Source organism: Roseburia hominis A2-183 (genome assembly GCF_000225345.1).
GTDB lineage: Bacteria > Bacillota > Clostridia > Lachnospirales > Lachnospiraceae > Roseburia > Roseburia hominis.
In genome coordinates, this window is the sequence record NC_015977.1 from 3,335,214 (window position 1) to 3,354,976 (window position 19,763).

General features: G+C 48.2%; 22 protein-coding genes. 2 read left to right on the plus strand and 20 right to left on the minus strand.

Annotation, left to right across the window (positions count from 1 at the left end; all coding sequences use genetic code 11):
• Positions 1 to 19 precede the first annotated feature (19 nt).
• The 17 genes from RHOM_RS15195 to RHOM_RS15270 all read right to left on the minus strand — a co-directional run bounded on the left by RHOM_RS15195 (position 20) and on the right by RHOM_RS15270 (position 14,319).
• Entirely contained in the window at positions 20 to 352 is a 333-nt protein-coding gene (locus tag RHOM_RS15195; RefSeq protein ID WP_014081157.1) for a DUF6050 family protein, read from the minus strand.
• Positions 333 to 1,397, minus strand: coding sequence for a DUF6017 domain-containing protein (locus RHOM_RS15200; protein WP_014081158.1), 1,065 nt, complete (start codon positions 1,395 to 1,397; stop codon positions 333 to 335). The genes RHOM_RS15195 and RHOM_RS15200 overlap by 20 nt, the downstream gene beginning before the upstream one ends.
• A 15-nt stretch (positions 1,398 to 1,412) precedes the next feature.
• A complete protein-coding gene (locus tag RHOM_RS15205; protein ID WP_014081159.1) occupies positions 1,413 to 2,294 on the minus strand; it encodes a ParB/RepB/Spo0J family partition protein in 882 nt (293 codons plus the stop codon).
• A complete protein-coding gene (locus RHOM_RS15210; RefSeq protein ID WP_002596301.1) occupies positions 2,287 to 3,069 on the minus strand; it encodes a ParA family protein in 783 nt (260 codons plus the stop codon). The genes RHOM_RS15205 and RHOM_RS15210 overlap by 8 nt, the downstream gene beginning before the upstream one ends.
• 23 nt (positions 3,070 to 3,092) lie before the next feature.
• The gene (locus RHOM_RS17765) at positions 3,093 to 3,269 is read right to left on the minus strand and encodes a hypothetical protein (RefSeq protein WP_002596300.1); all 177 of its coding nucleotides are present in this window, start codon (positions 3,267 to 3,269) and stop codon (positions 3,093 to 3,095) included.
• Complete coding sequence (locus RHOM_RS15215; RefSeq protein ID WP_002596299.1) at positions 3,269 to 3,742, minus strand: DUF6075 family protein; 474 nt, start codon at positions 3,740 to 3,742, stop codon at positions 3,269 to 3,271. Before RHOM_RS15215 ends, RHOM_RS17765 begins: the two co-directional genes overlap by 1 nt.
• A 238-nt stretch (positions 3,743 to 3,980) precedes the next feature.
• The gene (gene lysS / locus RHOM_RS15220) at positions 3,981 to 5,918 is read right to left on the minus strand and encodes a lysine--tRNA ligase (protein WP_014081160.1); all 1,938 of its coding nucleotides are present in this window, start codon (positions 5,916 to 5,918) and stop codon (positions 3,981 to 3,983) included.
• Between the two features lie 64 nt (positions 5,919 to 5,982).
• Positions 5,983 to 6,468 carry a transcription elongation factor GreA gene (gene greA / locus RHOM_RS15225; protein WP_014081161.1) on the minus strand — a complete coding sequence of 162 codons (486 nt, stop codon included), beginning with the start codon at positions 6,466 to 6,468 and terminating at the stop codon, positions 5,983 to 5,985.
• Positions 6,469 to 6,501: 33 nt separating this feature from the next.
• Positions 6,502 to 7,050 (minus strand): hypothetical protein, encoded by a 549-nt coding sequence (locus RHOM_RS15230; RefSeq protein WP_014081162.1) that lies wholly within the window; start codon positions 7,048 to 7,050, stop codon positions 6,502 to 6,504.
• A gap of 3 nt (positions 7,051 to 7,053) precedes the next feature.
• Positions 7,054 to 8,046, minus strand: a complete 993-nt coding sequence (dusB, locus tag RHOM_RS15235; RefSeq protein WP_370812305.1) for a tRNA dihydrouridine synthase DusB — start codon at positions 8,044 to 8,046, stop codon at positions 7,054 to 7,056.
• Positions 8,047 to 8,076: 30 nt separating this feature from the next.
• On the minus strand, positions 8,077 to 8,865 hold the full coding sequence (locus RHOM_RS15240) for a type III pantothenate kinase (protein WP_014081164.1): 789 nt from the start codon (positions 8,863 to 8,865) through the stop codon (positions 8,077 to 8,079).
• A gap of 12 nt (positions 8,866 to 8,877) precedes the next feature.
• A complete protein-coding gene (locus tag RHOM_RS15245; protein WP_044024709.1) occupies positions 8,878 to 9,204 on the minus strand; it encodes a DUF6145 family protein in 327 nt (108 codons plus the stop codon).
• Positions 9,205 to 9,248: 44 nt separating this feature from the next.
• A complete protein-coding gene (locus tag RHOM_RS15250; RefSeq protein ID WP_014081166.1) occupies positions 9,249 to 10,226 on the minus strand; it encodes a biotin--[acetyl-CoA-carboxylase] ligase in 978 nt (325 codons plus the stop codon).
• A gap of 11 nt (positions 10,227 to 10,237) precedes the next feature.
• Positions 10,238 to 11,227, minus strand: a complete 990-nt coding sequence (gene argF, locus RHOM_RS15255) for an ornithine carbamoyltransferase (protein ID WP_014081167.1) — start codon at positions 11,225 to 11,227, stop codon at positions 10,238 to 10,240.
• Positions 11,228 to 11,326: 99 nt separating this feature from the next.
• The gene (locus RHOM_RS15260) at positions 11,327 to 12,259 is read right to left on the minus strand and encodes an SPFH domain-containing protein (RefSeq protein ID WP_014081168.1); all 933 of its coding nucleotides are present in this window, start codon (positions 12,257 to 12,259) and stop codon (positions 11,327 to 11,329) included.
• 143 nt (positions 12,260 to 12,402) lie between these two features.
• Complete coding sequence (locus RHOM_RS15265; protein WP_014081169.1) at positions 12,403 to 13,773, minus strand: cell wall hydrolase; 1,371 nt, start codon at positions 13,771 to 13,773, stop codon at positions 12,403 to 12,405.
• A gap of 264 nt (positions 13,774 to 14,037) precedes the next feature.
• Positions 14,038 to 14,319 (minus strand): hypothetical protein, encoded by a 282-nt coding sequence (locus tag RHOM_RS15270; protein WP_143761750.1) that lies wholly within the window; start codon positions 14,317 to 14,319, stop codon positions 14,038 to 14,040.
• Between the two features lie 259 nt (positions 14,320 to 14,578).
• Here RHOM_RS15270 and RHOM_RS15275 point away from each other — a divergent pair, with 259 nt between their 5' ends.
• A complete protein-coding gene (locus RHOM_RS15275; protein ID WP_014081172.1) occupies positions 14,579 to 15,652 on the plus strand; it encodes an undecaprenyldiphospho-muramoylpentapeptide beta-N-acetylglucosaminyltransferase in 1,074 nt (357 codons plus the stop codon).
• Between the two features lie 647 nt (positions 15,653 to 16,299).
• Here RHOM_RS15275 and RHOM_RS15280 read toward each other — a convergent pair.
• Positions 16,300 to 16,719 carry an HIT family protein gene (locus RHOM_RS15280; protein ID WP_014081173.1) on the minus strand — a complete coding sequence of 140 codons (420 nt, stop codon included), beginning with the start codon at positions 16,717 to 16,719 and terminating at the stop codon, positions 16,300 to 16,302.
• A gap of 92 nt (positions 16,720 to 16,811) precedes the next feature.
• Here RHOM_RS15280 and RHOM_RS15285 point away from each other — a divergent pair, with 92 nt between their 5' ends.
• On the plus strand, positions 16,812 to 17,492 hold the full coding sequence (locus tag RHOM_RS15285) for a sensor histidine kinase (RefSeq protein WP_242823143.1): 681 nt from the start codon (positions 16,812 to 16,814) through the stop codon (positions 17,490 to 17,492).
• On the opposite strand, the gene RHOM_RS15290 is transcribed toward RHOM_RS15285, so the two are convergent.
• Together RHOM_RS15290 and RHOM_RS16625 are read right to left on the minus strand one after the other, a co-directional pair.
• Positions 17,479 to 18,471: an SCP2 sterol-binding domain-containing protein gene (locus RHOM_RS15290; RefSeq protein ID WP_014081175.1), complete on the minus strand. Its 993-nt coding sequence runs from the start codon at positions 18,469 to 18,471 to the stop codon at positions 17,479 to 17,481. The genes RHOM_RS15285 and RHOM_RS15290 overlap by 14 nt on opposite strands.
• Positions 18,472 to 18,547: 76 nt before the next feature.
• Positions 18,548 to 19,732 carry a rhomboid family intramembrane serine protease gene (locus tag RHOM_RS16625; protein WP_014081176.1) on the minus strand — a complete coding sequence of 395 codons (1,185 nt, stop codon included), beginning with the start codon at positions 19,730 to 19,732 and terminating at the stop codon, positions 18,548 to 18,550.
• Positions 19,733 to 19,763 lie beyond the last annotated feature (31 nt).

Sequence of the window (19,763 nt, forward strand, 5' to 3'; positions counted from 1 at the left end):
CCTTTTTCATTTTCGCTTTTCATCTGCACCTTTGGACATCGTGTCCAGAAGTATCACTGATTATCTTTATTATCTCCATCAGCACCATAACCATTCTCAGAATTACAACCACACTGCCAATCAGACCACCTACAATACAGTTCAGTGCCAGTATTCCTATACTTCCTGCAATTCCGAAATTTTTTGGTATGAGAATCATACACATTTTTCTGATCCCATAAGGACAGCCGACCAGTACCCAATACAGGAAAAAATCAAATCCTTCTGCTTTTCTGCAAATCGGATAACAGGTTATCATCCAAACTGCCAGCAACGATACCGGAAGCACAATTTTAACCAATATTCTTTTCATTCCAGCCACCTCCGTACATATCATGCTGTACCTCCTGCTGATAATAATGATTCATCGTTGAGGGTGCATTATAAAGAGCTGTTACCATATATGCCTTGATATTTGCAATTTTCGTAGTTGTTTCCTGCATACATCCTATCACATATTCCAAATGGGAGCTATTCAGTTTGAGGAACTTTGATTTTACAAGCTCATATGGATAATCATTTCCACCGATTTTAACAGTCTTATGCTTCACACATACAATCTCGCAGATTACCTCATACAATTCCTCATACAGCCCTTTGTCCTGCCATCTGCCATATTTCATGTGATGTTCGTACTCAATATTCTCTTTGATGATTTCCATGTAAGCATTGACATCTTCCATCACATCAATCTCCCCTTCCAACTCACTGCCGGATTGATTGATAGGATTGATATAATTCCTATCAATATTACTCTGGTTAGTATGATTATAGTTAGTATAATTAGGGTCTGCTTTTTGAACTTCCGCAAGTTCAGATATTGTACTTCTTGAAGTAAAATTTTTAGACTTCTGGAAGTCTGCTTTTTGAACCTCTTGAAGTTCAGTTTCTGAACTTCTGGAAGTATAACTTTTAGAACTCTTGAGGTTCAAATCCTGAACTTCTGTGGAAACATCAGCATTTGCAGGCGTTTCTTCTTCTGCTTCTCCTATTGTGGCAAAATTCTTTACATAAATAATATCCGGTTTTCCAAGTCCCCTGCGTTTCTTTTCGATCAATCCTATCCCATTATCACTGTCCAACTCTTTCATAATCTTAACACAGGTTGCTTTTGCACATCCCAAATCCTCCATGACATTATCAAGAGTATAAATGATATAGGCTCTGTTTTCTTCATCCAACCAGCCATTTTTCATAGACAGTGACATACGGTCAAGCATCAGACCGTACAGGAGCTTGGCATCGCTGCTAAGCCCCTTGAAACGCTCGTCTTTAATCAGCAACCGAGGAACACGATAAAAGGAAAACTGTTCTGCTTCAATCCCATAGTAATAATCAAACTGTATCTGTTTACCCATTTTACCGCACCCCCTTTACTGTTTCTTCTGCCATTCCTCCAATAATTGCAGGATAATCCCCTCAATCTCTTCGCTGGAGTATTCCTCTGAAAAAAACTGGCTGATTTTTTCAGACTTGATTGTAACTTTCCTCTCTTTCGGCTTTTCCTCGGTCAGTATCAGACGCACCATCGGCAGCGTCAGTTCGCCGCTTTTCCCATATTCCTTCAGCTTGGCAGACTGTACTGTGGAAATATTTGCTCCGCTTTCCTCAAGGATTACCAGCACCCACTGTTGTGCATCTTCCGACAGAAAGGAAATGTCAACACCCTGTACCAGACCGATTTTCTTTCTGTCAACCAACTCTAGCAGCTCATCGGACAGCCTTGCAAGCCAGATATACCGTTGCACCGTCTTTCCGCTTTCTCCGACAGCTTCTCCTACCTCGTCAAGCGTATTTCCGTTTCCTTTTCTGCCCTGATGCTTCATAGCCTCGTATTTCATGGCATAAGCTTTCGCCTTCTCACTTGGCAGAATGTCCTCACGCTGAATGTTGGAATCCACCATGATAATCGTAGCTTCATCGTCTGTATAATTGCGGACTATCACAGGCATATCCTCTTTTCCTGCCCGTTCTGAACCTCGTTTTCTGCGGTGTCCGGCTATGATTTCATAGCCACCCTCTGCCCTCGGTCTTGCAATTCCCGGTACGAGCACCCCATACTTACTGATGCTTTCCGTTGTTTCTTCCATTTTTTCATCGTCCAGTACACGGAACGGATGATTTCTAAACTCATGCAAATCCGTGAGCTTGGCTCTGATAATCTGCTCTTCGCTCCCTGTCTTTTCTTCTGCATTTCCAAATAAATCATCATAACTGCTTAATTTTACCTTTGCGGCACTTCCTGCTTTACTCATTCCCAAGCACCTCCTCCGTCAAAGACTGATAAGCAGCGGCTACTTTGCCTTTCGGATCATGTTCGTAGATACTGACACCCTCTGCGGAAATCTCTGCCGCACGGACGGAAATGGGAATACTGTTTTCAAATATCCGCACCTTGCTACCGTAATTCTCCACCAGTAATGCAGTAATGTCCTTTGCATAATTGGTTCGAGCATCCACCATTGTCAGCAGAATCCCCTCAATCATCAGCTTCGGGTTAATCTGTCTCCTGACCTTTCCTATGGTCTTAATAAGCTGCTGCAACCCTTTTGCCGGAAGATATGCCGCCTGCACTGGAATCAGAATACTGTCCGCACAGGCAAAAGCGTTTATAGTAATCATGCCGAGAGAGGGCATACAGTCAATCAGAATATAATCATAATTATCCTTTACCAGCTCTATGTAGGAACGCATCACAAGCTCTCTGCTCATCACATTTACAAGTGATACTTCCAGACCGGAAAGCTCAATGTTTCCCGGCATCAGGTCAATTCCCTCTTTGTGTTTCAGGATACCATAATCCGCTTCCATATCTTCATCATTGATGATATTGCCAAGTGCTGTTGCAAGTGTTTCCTCTAGCTTGTCCGGCTCTGTGAAGCCAAGACTGTCTGTCAGACTGCCCTGTGCATCGGCATCAATCAGCAGGACTTTCTTGCCCTGTTTTGCCAATCCTATGCCTAAATTACTGGTTGTGGTGGTCTTGCCCACACCACCTTTTTGGTTTGCGATTGCGATTATTTTACACATGATAGATTCTCCTTTGTTTTCTGCTATTTTTCTGCTACGTTTCTTTTCTTTACTTCTACATACGCCCTGTAAAATTTCTTCGTTCCCTTATTCGGATACATCTCGGAAAACTCCGTTACTTCCACTTTCGGATTCCTCTGCAAAATCTTTCCGAACCACTTAATATCATTCTTTGTTCCCATCAATCTGACTTTTAACATTAGTCTGTTCCTCCCAATAAGGCATACAGCTTATGGTTGTATGTGGCATATTCCGGATACCGAATCTGAATTGCCTGCCAGAAATATGGTGCATAAGCACAGCAGAATATTTCCTCCACCGTGTACTGCCTGCACTCGTCCACCTGTTCTTCTGCATCTTCATAATCGGAAACACTTGGTGTTCCATTGCAATACAGATTGAATGCCATTCTGATCACTCTCACACTTCCACTGGTCTGCCAGCCTTCGTGTAAACACTCTGTTATTACGCATCCTGTTTTGAAATCATAAATTCTGTAAACATTTCTTCTGGTATCATCGCTGATCCCAAGACAATAGCAGAGTGCCTTGTGGTAAACATCCTGATACCGGACTTCCTTTAACTTCTCGTAGTAGAATTTCTCATGTGCATCGCTGATAAAAATAATCTTTTCTTCCTTTTTGGTTTCTGCTCCTAACGCTGTACTTGTCATAATAGAACCCTCCTTGTGTTATTTTGATTTTGTTTTGACCATAACAACAGAAAAAGGACACTCTCCGTTTTATTGGAAAATGTCCTTTTAATAGCATTCAACTATTAAGTTTTGAAAGGTTCTGATTTCTAAAACATCCCTTTTCAGTCCATATTAGTCCACCGAATGACACAAATTTGATGTCAATTTGATGTCAAACACTCGATAAACTCATAAAAGTCTATGGATTTTCTGATTCTTAGTACAACTTCGCACCTGCCGGAATCCGGTCATTCACCATGAGAAGATTTAATCCCTCATGTCCATCTTCCTCGTGTACTGCTGAAATCAGCATACCCTCGGAATCAATGCCCATCATCTTTCTCGGAGGCAAATTTACGATTGCAATCGCTGTCTTGCCAATCAGATCTTCTGGCTCGTAATACTCGTGAATACCGCTTAAAATCGTGCGTTTCCGGTCTGTTCCGTCATCCAGAGTGAACTTTAAAAGCTTCTTTGACTTCGGTACTGCTTCACATTCCAGAATCTTTACTGCACGGAAATCAGCCTTTGCAAAGGTATCGAAATCAATCATTTCTTCAAACAATGGTTCGATTTTTACGTTGGAGAAATCAATCTTTTCTGCAACCTTTTCCTCTGCCACAGCAGCATTTTCTACTGCCTTTTCAGCCTTCCCTTCGCCCTTCTTAGCGTCTAAGGACTTCATTGTCGGGAACAGCAGTACATCGCGGATCGCCGGGCTGTTGGTCATCATCATGACCATACGGTCGATTCCGAATCCGATACCTCCGGTCGGCGGCATACCGATGGAAAGTGCATTCAAGAAATCCTCATCGGTGTGGTTCGCTTCCTCATCTCCGGCTGCAAAAGCCTCCTCCTGGGCAGCAAAACGCGCGCGCTGGTCAATCGGATCATTCAGCTCAGAGTAAGCATTTGCCATCTCCCAGCCGTTCATGAAGAACTCAAAACGCTCTACATAGTCCGGGTTCTCCGGCTTCTTCTTCGTGAGCGGAGAAATCTCGATCGGATGATCCATCACGAACGTCGGCTGGATCAGGTGCTCCTCGACATACTCCTCGAAGAAAAGATTTAAGATATCGCCCTTTTCGTGACGCTCCTCGTACTCGATGTGATGCTCATCTGCAAGCTTCTTCGCCTCGGCGGTATCCTTCACCTCGTTAAAATCGACGCCTGCATACTTCTTCACCGCATCCACCATGGTAATGCGCTCAAACGGCTTGGAGAGATCCATGGTATGCTCCCCGTAGGTCAGCATCTCGGAACCGGTCACTTCCTTTGCCACATAGCGGTAAAGGTTCTCGGTCAGATCCATCATGCCGTGGTAATCGGTATATGCCTGATACAGCTCCATGAGTGTGAACTCCGGATTGTGTCTGGTGTCCAGACCCTCATTACGGAATACGCGACCAATCTCATAGACACGCTCCATGCCGCCGACAATCAGTCTCTTTAAGTAAAGCTCCAGAGAAATACGAAGCTTTAAGTCCTCGTCTAACGCATTGAAATGTGTCTCAAACGGTCTTGCAGCCGCACCGCCCGCATTCGACACGAGCATCGGGGTCTCAACCTCCATGAAGCCCTGTCCGTCCAGATAGCGTCGGATCGTGCTGATAACCTTGGAACGCTTCACAAATGTGTCCTTCACATCCTCATTCATGATGAGATCGACATATCTCTGACGATATCTGGTATCGGTATCCGTCAGTCCGTGGAACTTCTCCGGCAGAATCTGTAAGCTCTTGGAAAGCAGTGTTACCTCTGCTGCATGAATGGAAATCTCGCCTGTTTTCGTCTTAAAAACGATACCCTTCACGCCTAAAATATCGCCGACATCATACTTTTTGAAATCCGCGTAGGACTCCTCGCCGATGCTGTCGCGCGCTACATAGATCTGGATACGTCCCTTTAAGTCCTGAATATTGCAGAAAGATGCCTTACCCATGACACGTTTGAACATCATACGTCCGGCAAGAGATACCTCCTTGCCTTCCATCTCCTCAAAATGCTCCTTGACATCCGTGCTGTGATTCGTCACGTCATACTTGGTAATGACGAACGGGTCCTTTCCGTTCTCCTGCAGTTCGTGTAACTTATCATAACGAACCTTGAGCAGCTGGTTGACGTCCTGCTGCTGGTTATTATTCTGCTCTGCCATGCTTTTCCTCCATTTATCCTGCGCCGCCTGTCCGCATGAAGCGGAGTCCGCAGACGGTCATGCTCTACTCGTTTGATGATCTGTGAATGGAAAGTATCTTGTACTCGAACTCTCCTGCCGGTGTCGTTACCGTTACGGTATCGCCGACTTTCTTTCCAAGAAGCGCCTTACCAACCGGCGACTCATTGGAAATCTTGCCCTTTAAGCTGTTTGCCTCTGTGGAACCCACGATCTTGTAGGTCAGCTCCTCGTCGAATTCACAGTCTAAGATCTTTACCTGACATCCGATGCTTACCTTATCTAAGTCAGCCTCTTCCTCTACAAATACTTCAGCATTCTTGAGGATCTTCTCAAGCTCTTCAATACGTGCCTCAATATCTCTCTGCTCGTCCTTCGCTGCATCGTACTCTGCATTCTCGGACAGATCGCCCTGCTCTCTTGCTTCCTTGATCTTCTGGGAGACTTCCTTTCTCTTGACAACCTTTAAATCCTCTAATTCGTCCTCCAGTTTTTTGAGTCCTTCATACGTCAGAATGTTTTTCTTGTCCATTACTCTCTACCCTTCTTTGTAATTTTTATCAGTTCAATTTTCATAAAAAGCTTCTTCAAATCGGTCACGTCCAAGCTTTTCTCTCTGGTGATGCATGCTCTTAACAATCACAGTATTATAACCGATAGGCACCATGATGTCAAGATTTTCGCCTTGTTTCCAGGGCTTTTTGTGGATCGGGATGTAGGTCGCCGCGGCGCAGATCATCTCTGTCCGGTATGCTCCCTCCCACTCAAAATCCAGGATTACCTTCCGGGTCAGAAACGTTTCTCTCACCCCCGCCTGTCCTTCCCACGCAGACAGTCTGGTTTTGGGAAAAACCATCACCACCAGCCCGTTCTCCTCATACATTCTCTCTGCAAACGCGGAAAAATATGCGGGGCGCCCGGTGTACACCGTAAGGTAATTCAGATCGTCACCGATCTGTTCGAGCACATCGCGCACATCCGCCGGTTCAAAGACATGGCTCCGCTCCTCGTCAATCACCACAAGCTCCACGCGCTCCGGGCGAAAGCTTTGCGCCTTTAAGATCGCCAGAAATACCGGTCGGAAATTTCTAAGAAACTCATTAGAATAGGACATTTCCTATGCCTCGTATCCGTTTTTCTCATTATATGACTCCACTTCCCGGAATAATGCCTCGAGCTGCTCGTAATTCTCCACCTCGTTGATTCTTCCTCGAAGCTTGGACGAATTGCGGTACCCCGCGGTGTACCATGCCGCATGCTTGCGGATCTCACGGATGCCCGTGTAGTCTCCCTTGCAGTCGATCTGCATCTTTGCATGGCGCAGCAGCATCTCCGTCACCTCTGAAAAATCCGGCCGGGAAAGGTGCTCCCCCGTCTCAAAATAATGCAGAATCTGACGGAAAATCCAGGGATTTCCCTCCGCTCCGCGCGCGATCATATAGCCGTCGCAGCCGGTCTGCTCTGCCATCGCCGCCACATCCTCCGGTGTGCGGATATCCCCATTTCCAATGACAGGAATAGATACCGCCTCCTTCACCTGGCGGATAATATCCCAGTCCGCATGTCCGGCATAATACTGCTCTCTGGTGCGCCCGTGCACCGCGACCGCCGCCGCACCGCTCTCCTGCGCAATGTGCGCCAGCTCGACCGCATTGACGTGCGCATCGTCGAATCCCTTGCGGATCTTCACGGTCAGCGGTTTTTTGATCGCCCGCGCCGTCTTCTCTATGATCTCCCCGGCAAGCCTCGGATTTTTCATGAGCGCGGAGCCGTCCCCGTTGTTGACGACCTTCGGAACCGGACAACCCATATTCAGATCCAGAATGTCAAACGGCCGCTCCTCAATCTGCTTCGCAATCTCACTGATAATATCCGGATCGGAGCCGAAAAGCTGCAGCGATACCGGGTGCTCCTTTGGATCAATGGTAAGAAGCTCCTCCGTGTTGCGGTTCTTATACAGAATCGCCTTGGCGCTCACCATTTCCATGCACACCAGCCCCGCGCCCTGTTCCCTGCAAAGCAAGCGAAATGGCAGGTCGCTTACGCCTGCCATTGGTGCCAGTATCAAATTATTTTCTAAGGTTACATTTCCTATCTGCAGTGTTCGGATTATTGCCACGCTGCCACCCTCATTTTCTACTTACTTAATCTTCCCGGATTTACGGTTCTGCTTTTTATAGATGAGATTCATGCCCTTCAATGTCAGGTTCGGGTCATACACATCGATCATTGTGGTCTCATTTGCAATGATTCTGCCCAGTCCGCCGGTTGCCACGACCTTGACCTCGCCCATGTTCGCCTCATCGATCATATGACGGATGATGTATTCCGTCTGTCCGATCTGCCCGTAGACAAGCCCTGCCTGCATGGAGGAAATCGTCTCCTTCGCGAGGATGCTCGCCGGCTTGCGGATCTCAATCTCCGGAAGCTTCGCCGCATCTTCCCACAATGCTTTTGCGGAAATGCGGATTCCTGGAGCTGTAACGCCGGATACAAACGCGCCGTCCTTGTCCACCAGATCGTACGTGGTTGCCGTGCCAAAATCAAGGACAAGCACCGGTCCGCCATACAGCTCATACGCTGCCGCTGCATCCACAATACGGTCCGCACCGATCTGGCGCGGGTTCTCAGTCACGACACGGATACCGGTCTTGGTTCCCGGCTCCACAATAATCGGCCGGATGCTAAAATACTTGATAATCGCCCCCTCAAGGGAATGCATCACATTCGGAACAACCGATGCGATAATCGCATCCTCAATATCGTCATGTGAAATCGAATTCTGCTCCAGCAGGTTGCTCAACAGCATCCCGTATTCATCGGATGTACGGGGCATTTTCGTCGTGATACGAAAATTCGATACCACCTCGTCTCCCCGGAATACTCCCACGGTAATATTTGTGTTTCCCACATCAATCGTCATTATCATCGTCCGTACCCCCTATATTCCCACGTATAAAACCTTATAATACATCTGCAGCGCTTCCAGCAGTTCCTGTTTTGTCTGCTGTAACTGACGGATCTTAAGTCCGCAGCCGATCTCGTCGTACAGCAGATCATTTTCATCGCAGGAGGTGCGGAATTCCAGTTCGCCCGTTTCGCTGAACACCAGCTGAAAAATACCGCCCACATCCTCCGTGAAAAGCACGCACATGATCTTCAACTCGTTCTTGATCTGCTCCGGCAGACCCTTAAAATCTTCGTTCAGGTAAAATTTTTTATTGTATGCGCTCGCACCGCACAGTACCACTTCTTCCATCTCAGACATTCCTTTCCAAACCGTTTCCACGGACGCCGCCCGCGCAGCACCCTCTACACGTATCCATAGACGCCCCGGACGGAGACCTCCCCCGCCGATACGAGTCTTCTGCTCTCCCAGGTATCCACGATCAGCTCGCCCCGCGGCGTGATGCCCATCGCTTTTCCCTCAAACGGTTCCTTCGGATCAAGCACCTTCACGATCTGGTTCCGGTTGACCAGATGCGCATCGTACTCCTTCACAAGACCGCTCAGATCTTCGGTCTCCATGAAAATTGCATAATAATGTTCAAACTGTTCCCATACTTCCTCAATCAGAGCCGCGCGGTTAAAATGTTCTCCGGTCTCCATGTAGAGTGAAGTTGCCACCGGGGCAATCTCCTCCGGGAACGATTCATTGTGAACGTTGATGCCAATGCCGATCACAATGTGGTTGACATAATCCATCTGTGCGCTCATCTCCGTCAGAATACCGCAGACTTTTTTCCCGTTCATGACAATGTCATTCGGCCATTTGATGCCCGCCGGTCTGCCTGTCGTCTTCACGATCGCCGCACACACCGCAAGCGCCGCCACCAGCGTCAACATCGGCGCATTCACGGGCGACAACTCCGGCTTTAACATCAGCGTCATAAAAATGCCGGCTCCCTGCGGGGACTCAAAGCTCCTTCCTCTTCTGCCTCTGCCTGCATCCTGCTGTCCGGCGACCACAAGCGTTCCGGTAGGGTAATCTTCCTCCGCCAGCTGCTTCGCCCTGGTATTGGTGGAATCGATGACCGGATAGTAAAAAATCTCCTGTCCCACCCACGCGGTCTTACGGATACTTTTTAATTCTTCCTCACTCAGTGTGTCCGGCACCGACAACAGCTTATATCCCTTGTTCGGCACCGCCTCTATCTCATACCCGGCTTCCTTGAGCTGGTTGATGCCCTTCCAGACCGCCGTCCGGGATACTCCGAACTTTTCACACAGATCCTGTCCTGACACATAATCGTCGGCATCTCTTAAAACGGAAAGTAGTTCTGCTTTCATGATGTTCCCTCTTATTCTCCCAGTGTAGCAAGCATGACTGCCTTAATCGTGTGCATACGGTTCTCTGCCTCATCAAATACAACCGACTGCTCACTCTCAAATACTTCGTCGGTCACCTCAAGCTCGCTGTAACCGAATTTCTCATAGACTTCCTTGCCGATCTTGGTCTTTAAGTCATGGAATGCCGGCAGGCAGTGCATGAAGATCGCCGTCGGCTTGGCATTTGCCATGGCTGCCTTGTTGACCTGATACGGCATCAGATCCTGTAGGCGCTCTGCCCAGACTTCGTCCGGCTCGCCCATCGATACCCAGACATCCGTGTAAATAACGTCCGCGTCCTTCGTGCCCTCTGCCACATCTTCGGTCAGCGTGATCGATGCTCCGGTCTCGGCTGCTACTTTTTTGCAGTAATCAACCAGCTCCTCGTTCGGGAAATATTTCCTGGAAGTACATGCGACAAAATCCATACCGAGCTTTGCGCAGGTCACCATCAGGGAATTGCCCATATTGTAGCGGGCGTCACCCATGTATACAAACTTCACACCCTTTAAGTGGCCCAGGTGTTCCCGGATTGTCAGCATATCTGCAAGCATCTGCGTCGGATGGAACTCGTTCGTCAGACCGTTCCACACTGGAACCCCTGCATATTTTGCCAGCTCCTCCACAATGTCCTGTCCGTATCCGCGGTACTCGATACCGTCAAACATGCGTCCCAGCACACGCGCTGTGTCCGGAATGCTCTCCTTTTTGCCGATCTGCGAACCGGATGGATCAAGGTAAGTCACATGCATTCCGAGATCATGTGCTGCCACCTCAAAAGAACACCGTGTGCGGGTGCTTGTCTTCTCGAAAATCAGCGCTATATTTTTTCCGATCAGACTATCATGCAGAATTCCCTGCTTCTTCTTGCTCTTAAGATCCGCTGCCAGATCAATCAGGTAGAGAATCTCTTCCGGTGTGTAATCCATCAGTTTTAAGAAATTGCGTCCTTTTAAGTTCATGATTGCGTTCCTCCTTGTCGCTTTGTGCTTCCTGTTGCAGAATAAACAGGCTGCCACTTTCGTGACAGCCCCTATTTTCAATCTGATCTATCCGATGTTCTATTTGTTCTCCAGAGCTATTTCTGTCACAGATTTTGCCAGCCCTGCGATTCCCTGAATCTCAGACGGAATGATGATCTTCGTCGCCTTGCCGTCTGCCGCCTTCGCAAATGCCTCAAGGCTCTTTAACTGGATGACACCCTGATCCGGAGCCGCATCCTTGATCATGCGGAGACCGTCTGCGTTTGCCTGCTGAATCTTAAGGATTGCCTCAGCCTGACCTTCTGCCTCGCGGATAGTGGCCTCTTTCTTCGCCTCTGCGCGGAGGATCGCCGCCTGCTTCTCTGCCTCTGCATCGAGAATTGCGGATTCTTTCTTACCTTCTGCCACGAGGACAGTAGACTTCTTCTCACCCTCTGCACGAAGGATCGCTTCTCTTCGCTCACGCTCTGCTTTCATCTGCTTCTCCATCGCATCTTGGATCGCTGCAGGCGGAATGATATTCTTAAGCTCTACACGGTTTACCTTGATGCCCCAAGGATCAGTTGCCACATCAAGTGTTGCTCTCATCTGCGTGTTGATCGTCTCTCTGGATGTCAGTGTCTCATCCAGCTCGAGATCACCGATGATGTTACGCAGTGTCGTTGCGGTCAGGTTTTCGATCGCCATCAGCGGGTTCTCCACACCGTATGCATACAGCTTCGGATCTGTGATCTGGAAATAAACAACCGTATCAATCTGCATCGTAACATTATCTTTTGTGATTACCGGCTGCGGCGGGAAATCAACCACCTGCTCTTTCAGGGTAACCTTCTTCGCCACGCGGTCAATAAACGGTATCAGCAGATGAAGACCTACCGGCCATGTTGCAAGATATCCGCCCAGACGCTCCACAATATACGCATGCGCCTGTGGTACGATCTTAATACAGGACACCACAACTGCCAATATCAGAATAACCAAAATCAAAAATGCTACTAATAATCCTCCCATTATCTAACCTCCAATTCTTTTCTGCCCGGATCTCTAACACAATTTTCCCCGTTAAATATCATATTACTATATTTGATTTGAAAATACAAGAAAAGCCGTAGGAAATGTCTCATCATTTCCCACGGCTCTGCCATGATTCCTGTTTAATAAAATACGTGGTTCCCGATTACCACACCCGCGTGTCCGGAAGAAGCTCTGCTAAAGCATGTCGCACCGCCCGTATTGTCAGCACCGTTGAGTGCTTCCTGTGCTGCCTGAATGCAGCTGGACTTCGGACCGTTTGCAGCAATGCTTGCAACGGCTCCTCTTCCTGCCGGTGGGAACTGTCCTGCCTGATATATTACACCGTAAATGCTGCCCGCATATCTGCCGGATCTCACACGGTTCATGACAACCGCACCGACTGCAAGCTGTCCTTCGTAGCACTCGTTTCCTGCCTCGCACTGAATCAGTGCGGCAAGCAGTGTCACATCATCCACCGAAGCGGACACTGCAGAATTCTGAACGGTACCCGCGCTGGACACCTGTGAGGACTTTGCCGCTTCTGCCGCAGCCTTCGCAGCTGCTGCCTGCTCCTCCTCGATCGTGACAGCCTCACCGAGTGCAAGCTCCGTCGTCACATACTCTGCGCTCACATAACCGGTGGTTCCCTTGTAATCAATCGCAACCCATCCGTCTACGGTCTCCGCATCTGCATCCAGCGGAAAAGTCATTCCCGTCGATACCGCTGCCAGCACGGACGCGTCCGGGTCTGCGCTGCTTCTGATGCGAAGTCCGTTCGTCTGGATCTCTACCTCTGTATCAAATGTATCGTTCGCATAGGTATATGCTTCCGATCCCGTCACGCAGTAGGAATTTTTCACATATCCGTCTACGTTTCCGGATTCCACATGTGTCCAGGTATCGCCTGTCTCGGCGATCTCCGCCACATCTCCCTTGTATAATTTGCCGACAATCGCTGCATTTTCGTCTCCGGATTCCCTGATATACAGGAAATCGTCGACATCTGCCATCAGGCGGTTCTGCCACTCCTGCTCTTCCGCAGACATCTGATCTGCGTCCGTGCTCTGTGCATCCTCCGACTGCGCATCAGCGTCTGTCTGCTCTGCATCCGCTGCCTGCTCGCCATCTGCCTGGCTCTGTGCTGCCTCTGTCTCGCTCTGTGCTGCATCTGCCTGCTGTGTCTCTGTTGCTTCGGCCTGCTGCAGCTGTGCATCTAATGTCTCCGCAGCTTCTGTATCCGAAACCGCTTCCTCCGCTGTAGCAACCAGAAGTCTTCCTGTCTGGTTCACACCGGCTGTCGCCGCTTCAATATCACCAAATGCCTCTGCTTCTAACTGATCTAACCGGGCAACAACTCCTGCTGTTCCCCCTGTAGCGAAGTCCGTCTCTGCCTGTACCGCTGCGTTCCTTACCTGTACTCCGTCAAGATCAGCAGCCTGTGCGATTGTGCTCATCATCACCAGGGATCCGGCAACCACGATTCCCTCAATCGCTCTTTTCTTCAAACTCATAGAACCCTCCATCGGTGTAATCACATGTTTATTGAAATAGTATTACACCTTTGTGCTGTTTTATTCATATTTTGTTACAATTGTTACGGATTTGTTACAGCAGGAATTATAACAAAGGTACTGTTTTTTGTCAAGTTTTCGGGGCTTTCCGCGTCTTCATGCCGTTGTTTTTCTATAGAAAGAGGCATCCGGAAGCCCCATTTTACAAGACTTCCGGCTGTTTTTTGTGCATTTTGCCAGTTTTTCGTTTTTATGAAGATTTTCTTAAGAAAATACCTCTTCAATAACCTCATCAATCAGCATGTCCGCCGGGTATTTTTTCACCTCACCAGCTGCTTCTTTACATTGTGAATCGCATTGCGTCGGAGAAAGTTCCCCGCACTCTATGCTCTCCTTTCTGTCCGTGCCGGTCTGTTTCTTCTGTATATATCTCTGGATTCTGTTTATCTTATGTAATGTGACAATCAGAAGCATCACGGTGAGCAGATTGCATACCGCAGCTCCCATCTGCAACTGTTCCGGTGAAATATGTTCCAGCCAGAGCATGTCCATTACCTCTCTTTCCGATCAGACTTTTCCCTGTCCGATTTCTTCTATATTATAAGAAACCTGCACGAATTTGAAAAGAGGATTTCCCCGTGATCTCACCGCAATTTGCGACATTCTTTTTACATACCGTGCCAGCATTATCCACACCCTTTTTCCATTGCCGCCGCAGAGTCCGATCTCCAAGTCTTTTCTTGACTTTTATGCATAAGGGTATTATAAATAAGGGAAGCAGACCATGAGGAAAGGGATTCTTACTATGAAGAAAATTGTTATGACCGGAGGGGGAACTGCAGGGCATGTAACGCCGAATATTGCTTTATTTCCAGCTCTGCAGAAGGAAGGTTATGAAATATCCTACATCGGTTCCTATGAGGGAATCGAAAAACGGCTGATCGAGGAGCAGGGTGTACCGTATTACGGCATCTCGTCCGGAAAGCTCAGACGTTATTTTGATCCGAAAAATTTTTCGGATCCGTTCAAAGTTTTAAAAGGCTACCATCAATCCATCCGTCTTTTGAAAAAGTTAAAGCCGGATGTCGTTTTCTCAAAGGGAGGCTTTGTCTCCGTGCCGGTTGTGCTTGCAGCAAGCCGCTGCCATATTCCTGCGATCATCCATGAATCGGATCTCACGCCGGGACTCGCCAACCGCATTGCGATTCCAAAAGCCACAAAAGTATGCTGCAATTTCCCGGAGACGATGGCACATGTTCCCGAGGATAAAGCCGTGCTTACCGGCACGCCCATCCGTGCGGAATTACTGTCCGGAGATGCCGGCCGCGCTTTTGCACTCTGCAATTTTACAGATTCCGCAAAACCGGCGCTTCTGATCGTCGGCGGAAGCAGCGGCTCCCGTGCCATCAATACCGCCATCCGGGATCTGCTTCCGGAGCTGATAAAAAATTATAATGTCATTCACCTGTGCGGCAAGGGAAATGTAGACACTTCCCTGAACGCCATCGCCGGTTATGCCCAGTTTGAGTATGCCAACGAGGAACTTGCCGACCTGTTCGCACTCTCCTCTCTTGTCATCTCCCGCGCCGGAGCCAACGCAATCTGCGAGCTTCTCGCACTGCGCAAACCGAATATCTTGATTCCGCTCCCGGCAGCAGCCAGCCGCGGCGATCAGATCTTAAACGCCAACTCTTTCCGTTCCCAGGGATTCAGCTATGTTCTTGAGGAGGAAGAACTGACCAACACCACACTGTTGGAAGCCATCGACCATGTCTTCCACAAAAAGGACGCTTATATCGATGCCATGGAGCACAGCAAGGTCACAAACTCCATCGAGACGATCATGGGACTGATCCGCGAGGCATCTTCACACAAATAGAGGTTCCTGCATAGAAAGACCCCGCCGCAATAAGCATATTGTGCTTTGCGTTGATAAGTAATATTATAAGAAACACACTCGGGGATTTCAGCTGGAATGCAGATGGAAATTGGGTTCAAAAAATGTGGCATTTCTAACCAGCCGGATGTTTGCATCTTCGATGATCCGTGTCTTTCCAAGTTTGGAGCACTCCGCGGGTCATGTCCGCATCCCGGAAGACAATTTGTAGGACTTTTGTGTGTGTCCCTTATGGCACCTCTGAACAAAACATAACCGCGCGAAGCCGATGTCTGAGTTGCCATCTGCCATATTTTTAATAGCAGATGGCAACGAGTTTCGGTTCGCGCGGTTTTATATTGTCTGTGAAGAGGCGCCATTAGGGACACCAGAAAGTCCGCCCATTGTCTCCGGTGTGTCGGACATGCACCCGTCGGATTGTCCAAACGTGGAAGAGACACGGAATCCGATGCAAACATTCAGCTGGAAGAAATGCTGACATTTTTCTCCAACAAATTTCCATCTGCATTTCCATCTGAAATCTCACGAAGTGATCTTCTGATAATATTACTTATCATCCCAAAGAGGTCTATGCTTATTGTGGCAGTTCCTTTGAATGATCGTTTCTAATCCAAAGCCATGCTCCGTTTCTAGTTCCGGCTCAGAGAATCTCTGATCTGTGCCATCTCCTCATCCGAGAAGTTCTCATGGCTCCACATCAGAATGTCGTTATTCTCCGCGTTCTGATAGCGTGGAATCAGATGCATATGGAAGTGGAATACTGTCTGTCCTGCAACTTCGTGATTATTCTGAAGAATATTAAATCCATCACAGCCAAGAACCTCTGTCATATGTCCTGCAAGCTTCTTGGCAAGCTTCATGGCTTTTCCTGCAACTTCCTCATCGATATCATAGATATCCGCATAGTGCTTCTTCGGAAGAATCAGCGCGTGTCCTTTTGACGCCGGGCTTGCATCGAGAATCACCTTAAATGTGTCATCCTCATAGATCGTGTTGGACGGAATCTCTCCCGCAATAATCTTACAAAAAATACAGTCTGCTTGTCTCATAATATGATTACTCCTTTCTTACACCTGTCGAATTTTGTAAACTGGTTGTTATTGAACTTCTTTTGTATAAATGCTACACTAAGTTGTGTCACGTGTTAAATCAGATCAACAAGGCAGGGATTACATTGTTAAGCAACGAGGATTACCTTCATATTTTCCACGAAATAAAAAATTCTATTACGTTGATAAACAGCTCCCTTCAGCTCGTTGAAAAGAAACACCCTGAAGTGCGGGAATTTGACTACTGGAGTGAATCCATGTCGGAACTCTGTTTTCTGAAAAACATGGTCATTCAGCTGTCCTCTGCGCGGCTGTGCAATCAACTGAATCTGATGCAGGTAAGCATTTATTCGTTTATGCATCAGATCGACACTTCCATCCGTGTACTATCCTGGAAGAACTTTGTCTGTAACTTCCAGCTTGAAGAGAACCTTCCCCTGATCGAACTGGATCCGCAGCTTTTAAAACAAGCTGTCATAAATATTATCAAAAATGCATTTGAAGCCATGCATGAGAGTGGCACTACCGATGTCCACGTCTTTTATGAAGAACCCTTTATGAGCATTGCCATCACTGACCACGGCGGCGGACTCGACCCGGCTCTGGCGGATACCATCTTCCAGCCTTTTATTACCTCCAAAACGGGAGGCAGCGGTCTGGGACTTGTCATTACCCGTCAGATCATCGAATCACACCACGGTACATTAACCTGCGATTCCAGACCGGGTGACGGATGCACCTTCACCATCGCACTTCCTCTTACGCAAAATTGAACACGGTATCCAGCATCCGCAGAATCTTAAAATTGCCCTTCGCAGTCATCTCGCCTGTCATAAAGGCTCTCTGGAATGTCATCCTCCCGGCAATCACGCCATCCATTACTTCCGGCGTCAGTTTTGCATAGATATCAATATTCTCTTCCTGACCATATTGTATCGTGAGATCCTCATCTTTCACTTCAATAAAAAGCGGCTTTTTCTTATCTGCAAACATAAACAGATATCTGGCATGAAAATCCTGCTGCGGAACAAACGCATTGCGCAGCTGATCGATATAGGCTACATCCTCTTCCTGGCTGACCTTTCCAAGCATATCCTTGAACATGGATGCCAGTTCCTGAATATCTTCCTTCTGCTTCTTCACATAGCTGTCATCCGATACATACTTGGACAGCTGCTCACTTTCCTGTGGAGTGAGTTCCATCTGCGGTGTGCGCAGCACACTCTGTCTGACCGCGAGGTTACTGTTCGGGAGACTTTTCATCTTCTGAGAAATCGTCCGGTAGAGATTCTCCGCCTTCTTCTCAATGATGACCGTGTAGTCCTTGTTCATCTCAAACGACACCAGATCCTCCACATATCCGCAGAGTCCCGGACACGGAAGCCCGCCGAGAATCTCCCAGGCATTTGCCAGCGTCATCTCACCCTCACGCTCCCCGTAGGTCGTAGACATCACGATCGGCTGCATATAGGTCGTCTGAATCTTCTCCTTATCGCCGTACAGCCAGCATGCATCGAGAAACTGCTGCATGTAGCCGCCGATTCCGAGCCACTCGATCGTGGTCGCAAGAATAATACCGTCCGCCTCTTTCATCGTCTGCGGCAGGGTCGCTATTTCATTCTTGTGCTCATAGATATTGATCCGATCGACCGTCACACGCAGTTCGCGCAGCACTTCTTCCATCTTATTCAAAACATAAAGTGTCGGATCGTCCAACAGTCCCCGTCCACCGTAATAAATATTTACTTTCATTCAAAGCCTCCGTTTTGTCCCATCTGTCGCTTTATGGAACATACTGCTTTCAGTATATAAATTTTTGCTCACAAAATCAATATTTTTGACGGTTTCTGTGATATAAAATGACTGTCGCGGCAAATCCGGCAAGCAGACCTCCGATGTGTCCCCAGTTATCAATTCCCGCCGAGGAAAACCCGTAATAGATGGTAAGCACAATCATCATCATAATTCCCCGGGTTGTAATCTGCTCAAATCTGCCCCGGTGCAGTATCACGATCCACAGGAATCCGCCAATCACTCCGAAAATAGCACCCGAAGCTCCTGCCGACACTGCATAATCGCCGGTGCGAAGCATCATCCCGTAGGAGAGCAGTCCCGCCCCGATCAGGGAAACCAGATAAATCAAAAAATACTTCAGATGCCCTGTGACACGCTCCAGTCTTGATCCCATACAGTATAAAATCACCATATTATTCACCAGATGTACCGCGCCGAAATGAAGGAAGCCAGCACTTATGATCCTCCACCATTCATGGTTGATCCGGATAAAATCCGGGTACATCGCGCCGTGCTCCGCCATAAAAAATCCGTTCGTCGTATCTCCGAGCCATTCAAGCACAAGATATGTTATAACATTGACAGTAACGAGAGCGATGGTCACATATTCCGCCCGGATGTTCTTCCACAAAATGCCCAACCGGTTCTTTGCCGTATTCTGTGCAGATGCATATGCGGTACCTGTGTCCTGCCACGACGTCTCTGCCCAGCCACATGCTCCGGCACCCTGCCGCGACGTCTCTGCCCAGCCACCGGCTCCGGTACCCTGCCGCGACGTCTCTCCCGCGCCGCCTGTTCCGGCACCCTGCTCTAATGCCCCCCGGAGTCCGAAAAAGTCTCCCGGCTGGTTCTCATAAATCAGCAGCCGTCCGCTTTGGGGCTGATATACCCACACATTCCTGCACTCTGCGCACAACTTTCGTTCCACCTCGGAATCTCCGCCGATCAGAAGTGTCAGCATCTCCACATGATATACCGGAAATCCATCCGGGAAATCCCCAAGTCTCCCCTGCGGGTGATAGAACAGATCCATGGCGTGTTCTTCCATGCTCCGGTACTGCTGCACAGAGAACCGGTTTCCGCCGGAGAGATCTACCGCCATTACAATATGGAACCCCTCCTGATAATACTTATAATAAATTCCGGCTTCCGCCAGATTGGTGTGACAATAGCGGTAGCCTTCTCCTCTTAATACATTTGCGACTGCTGCATTTTCCATACGCGTTACCTCTGTCTGCACTCTTATAATA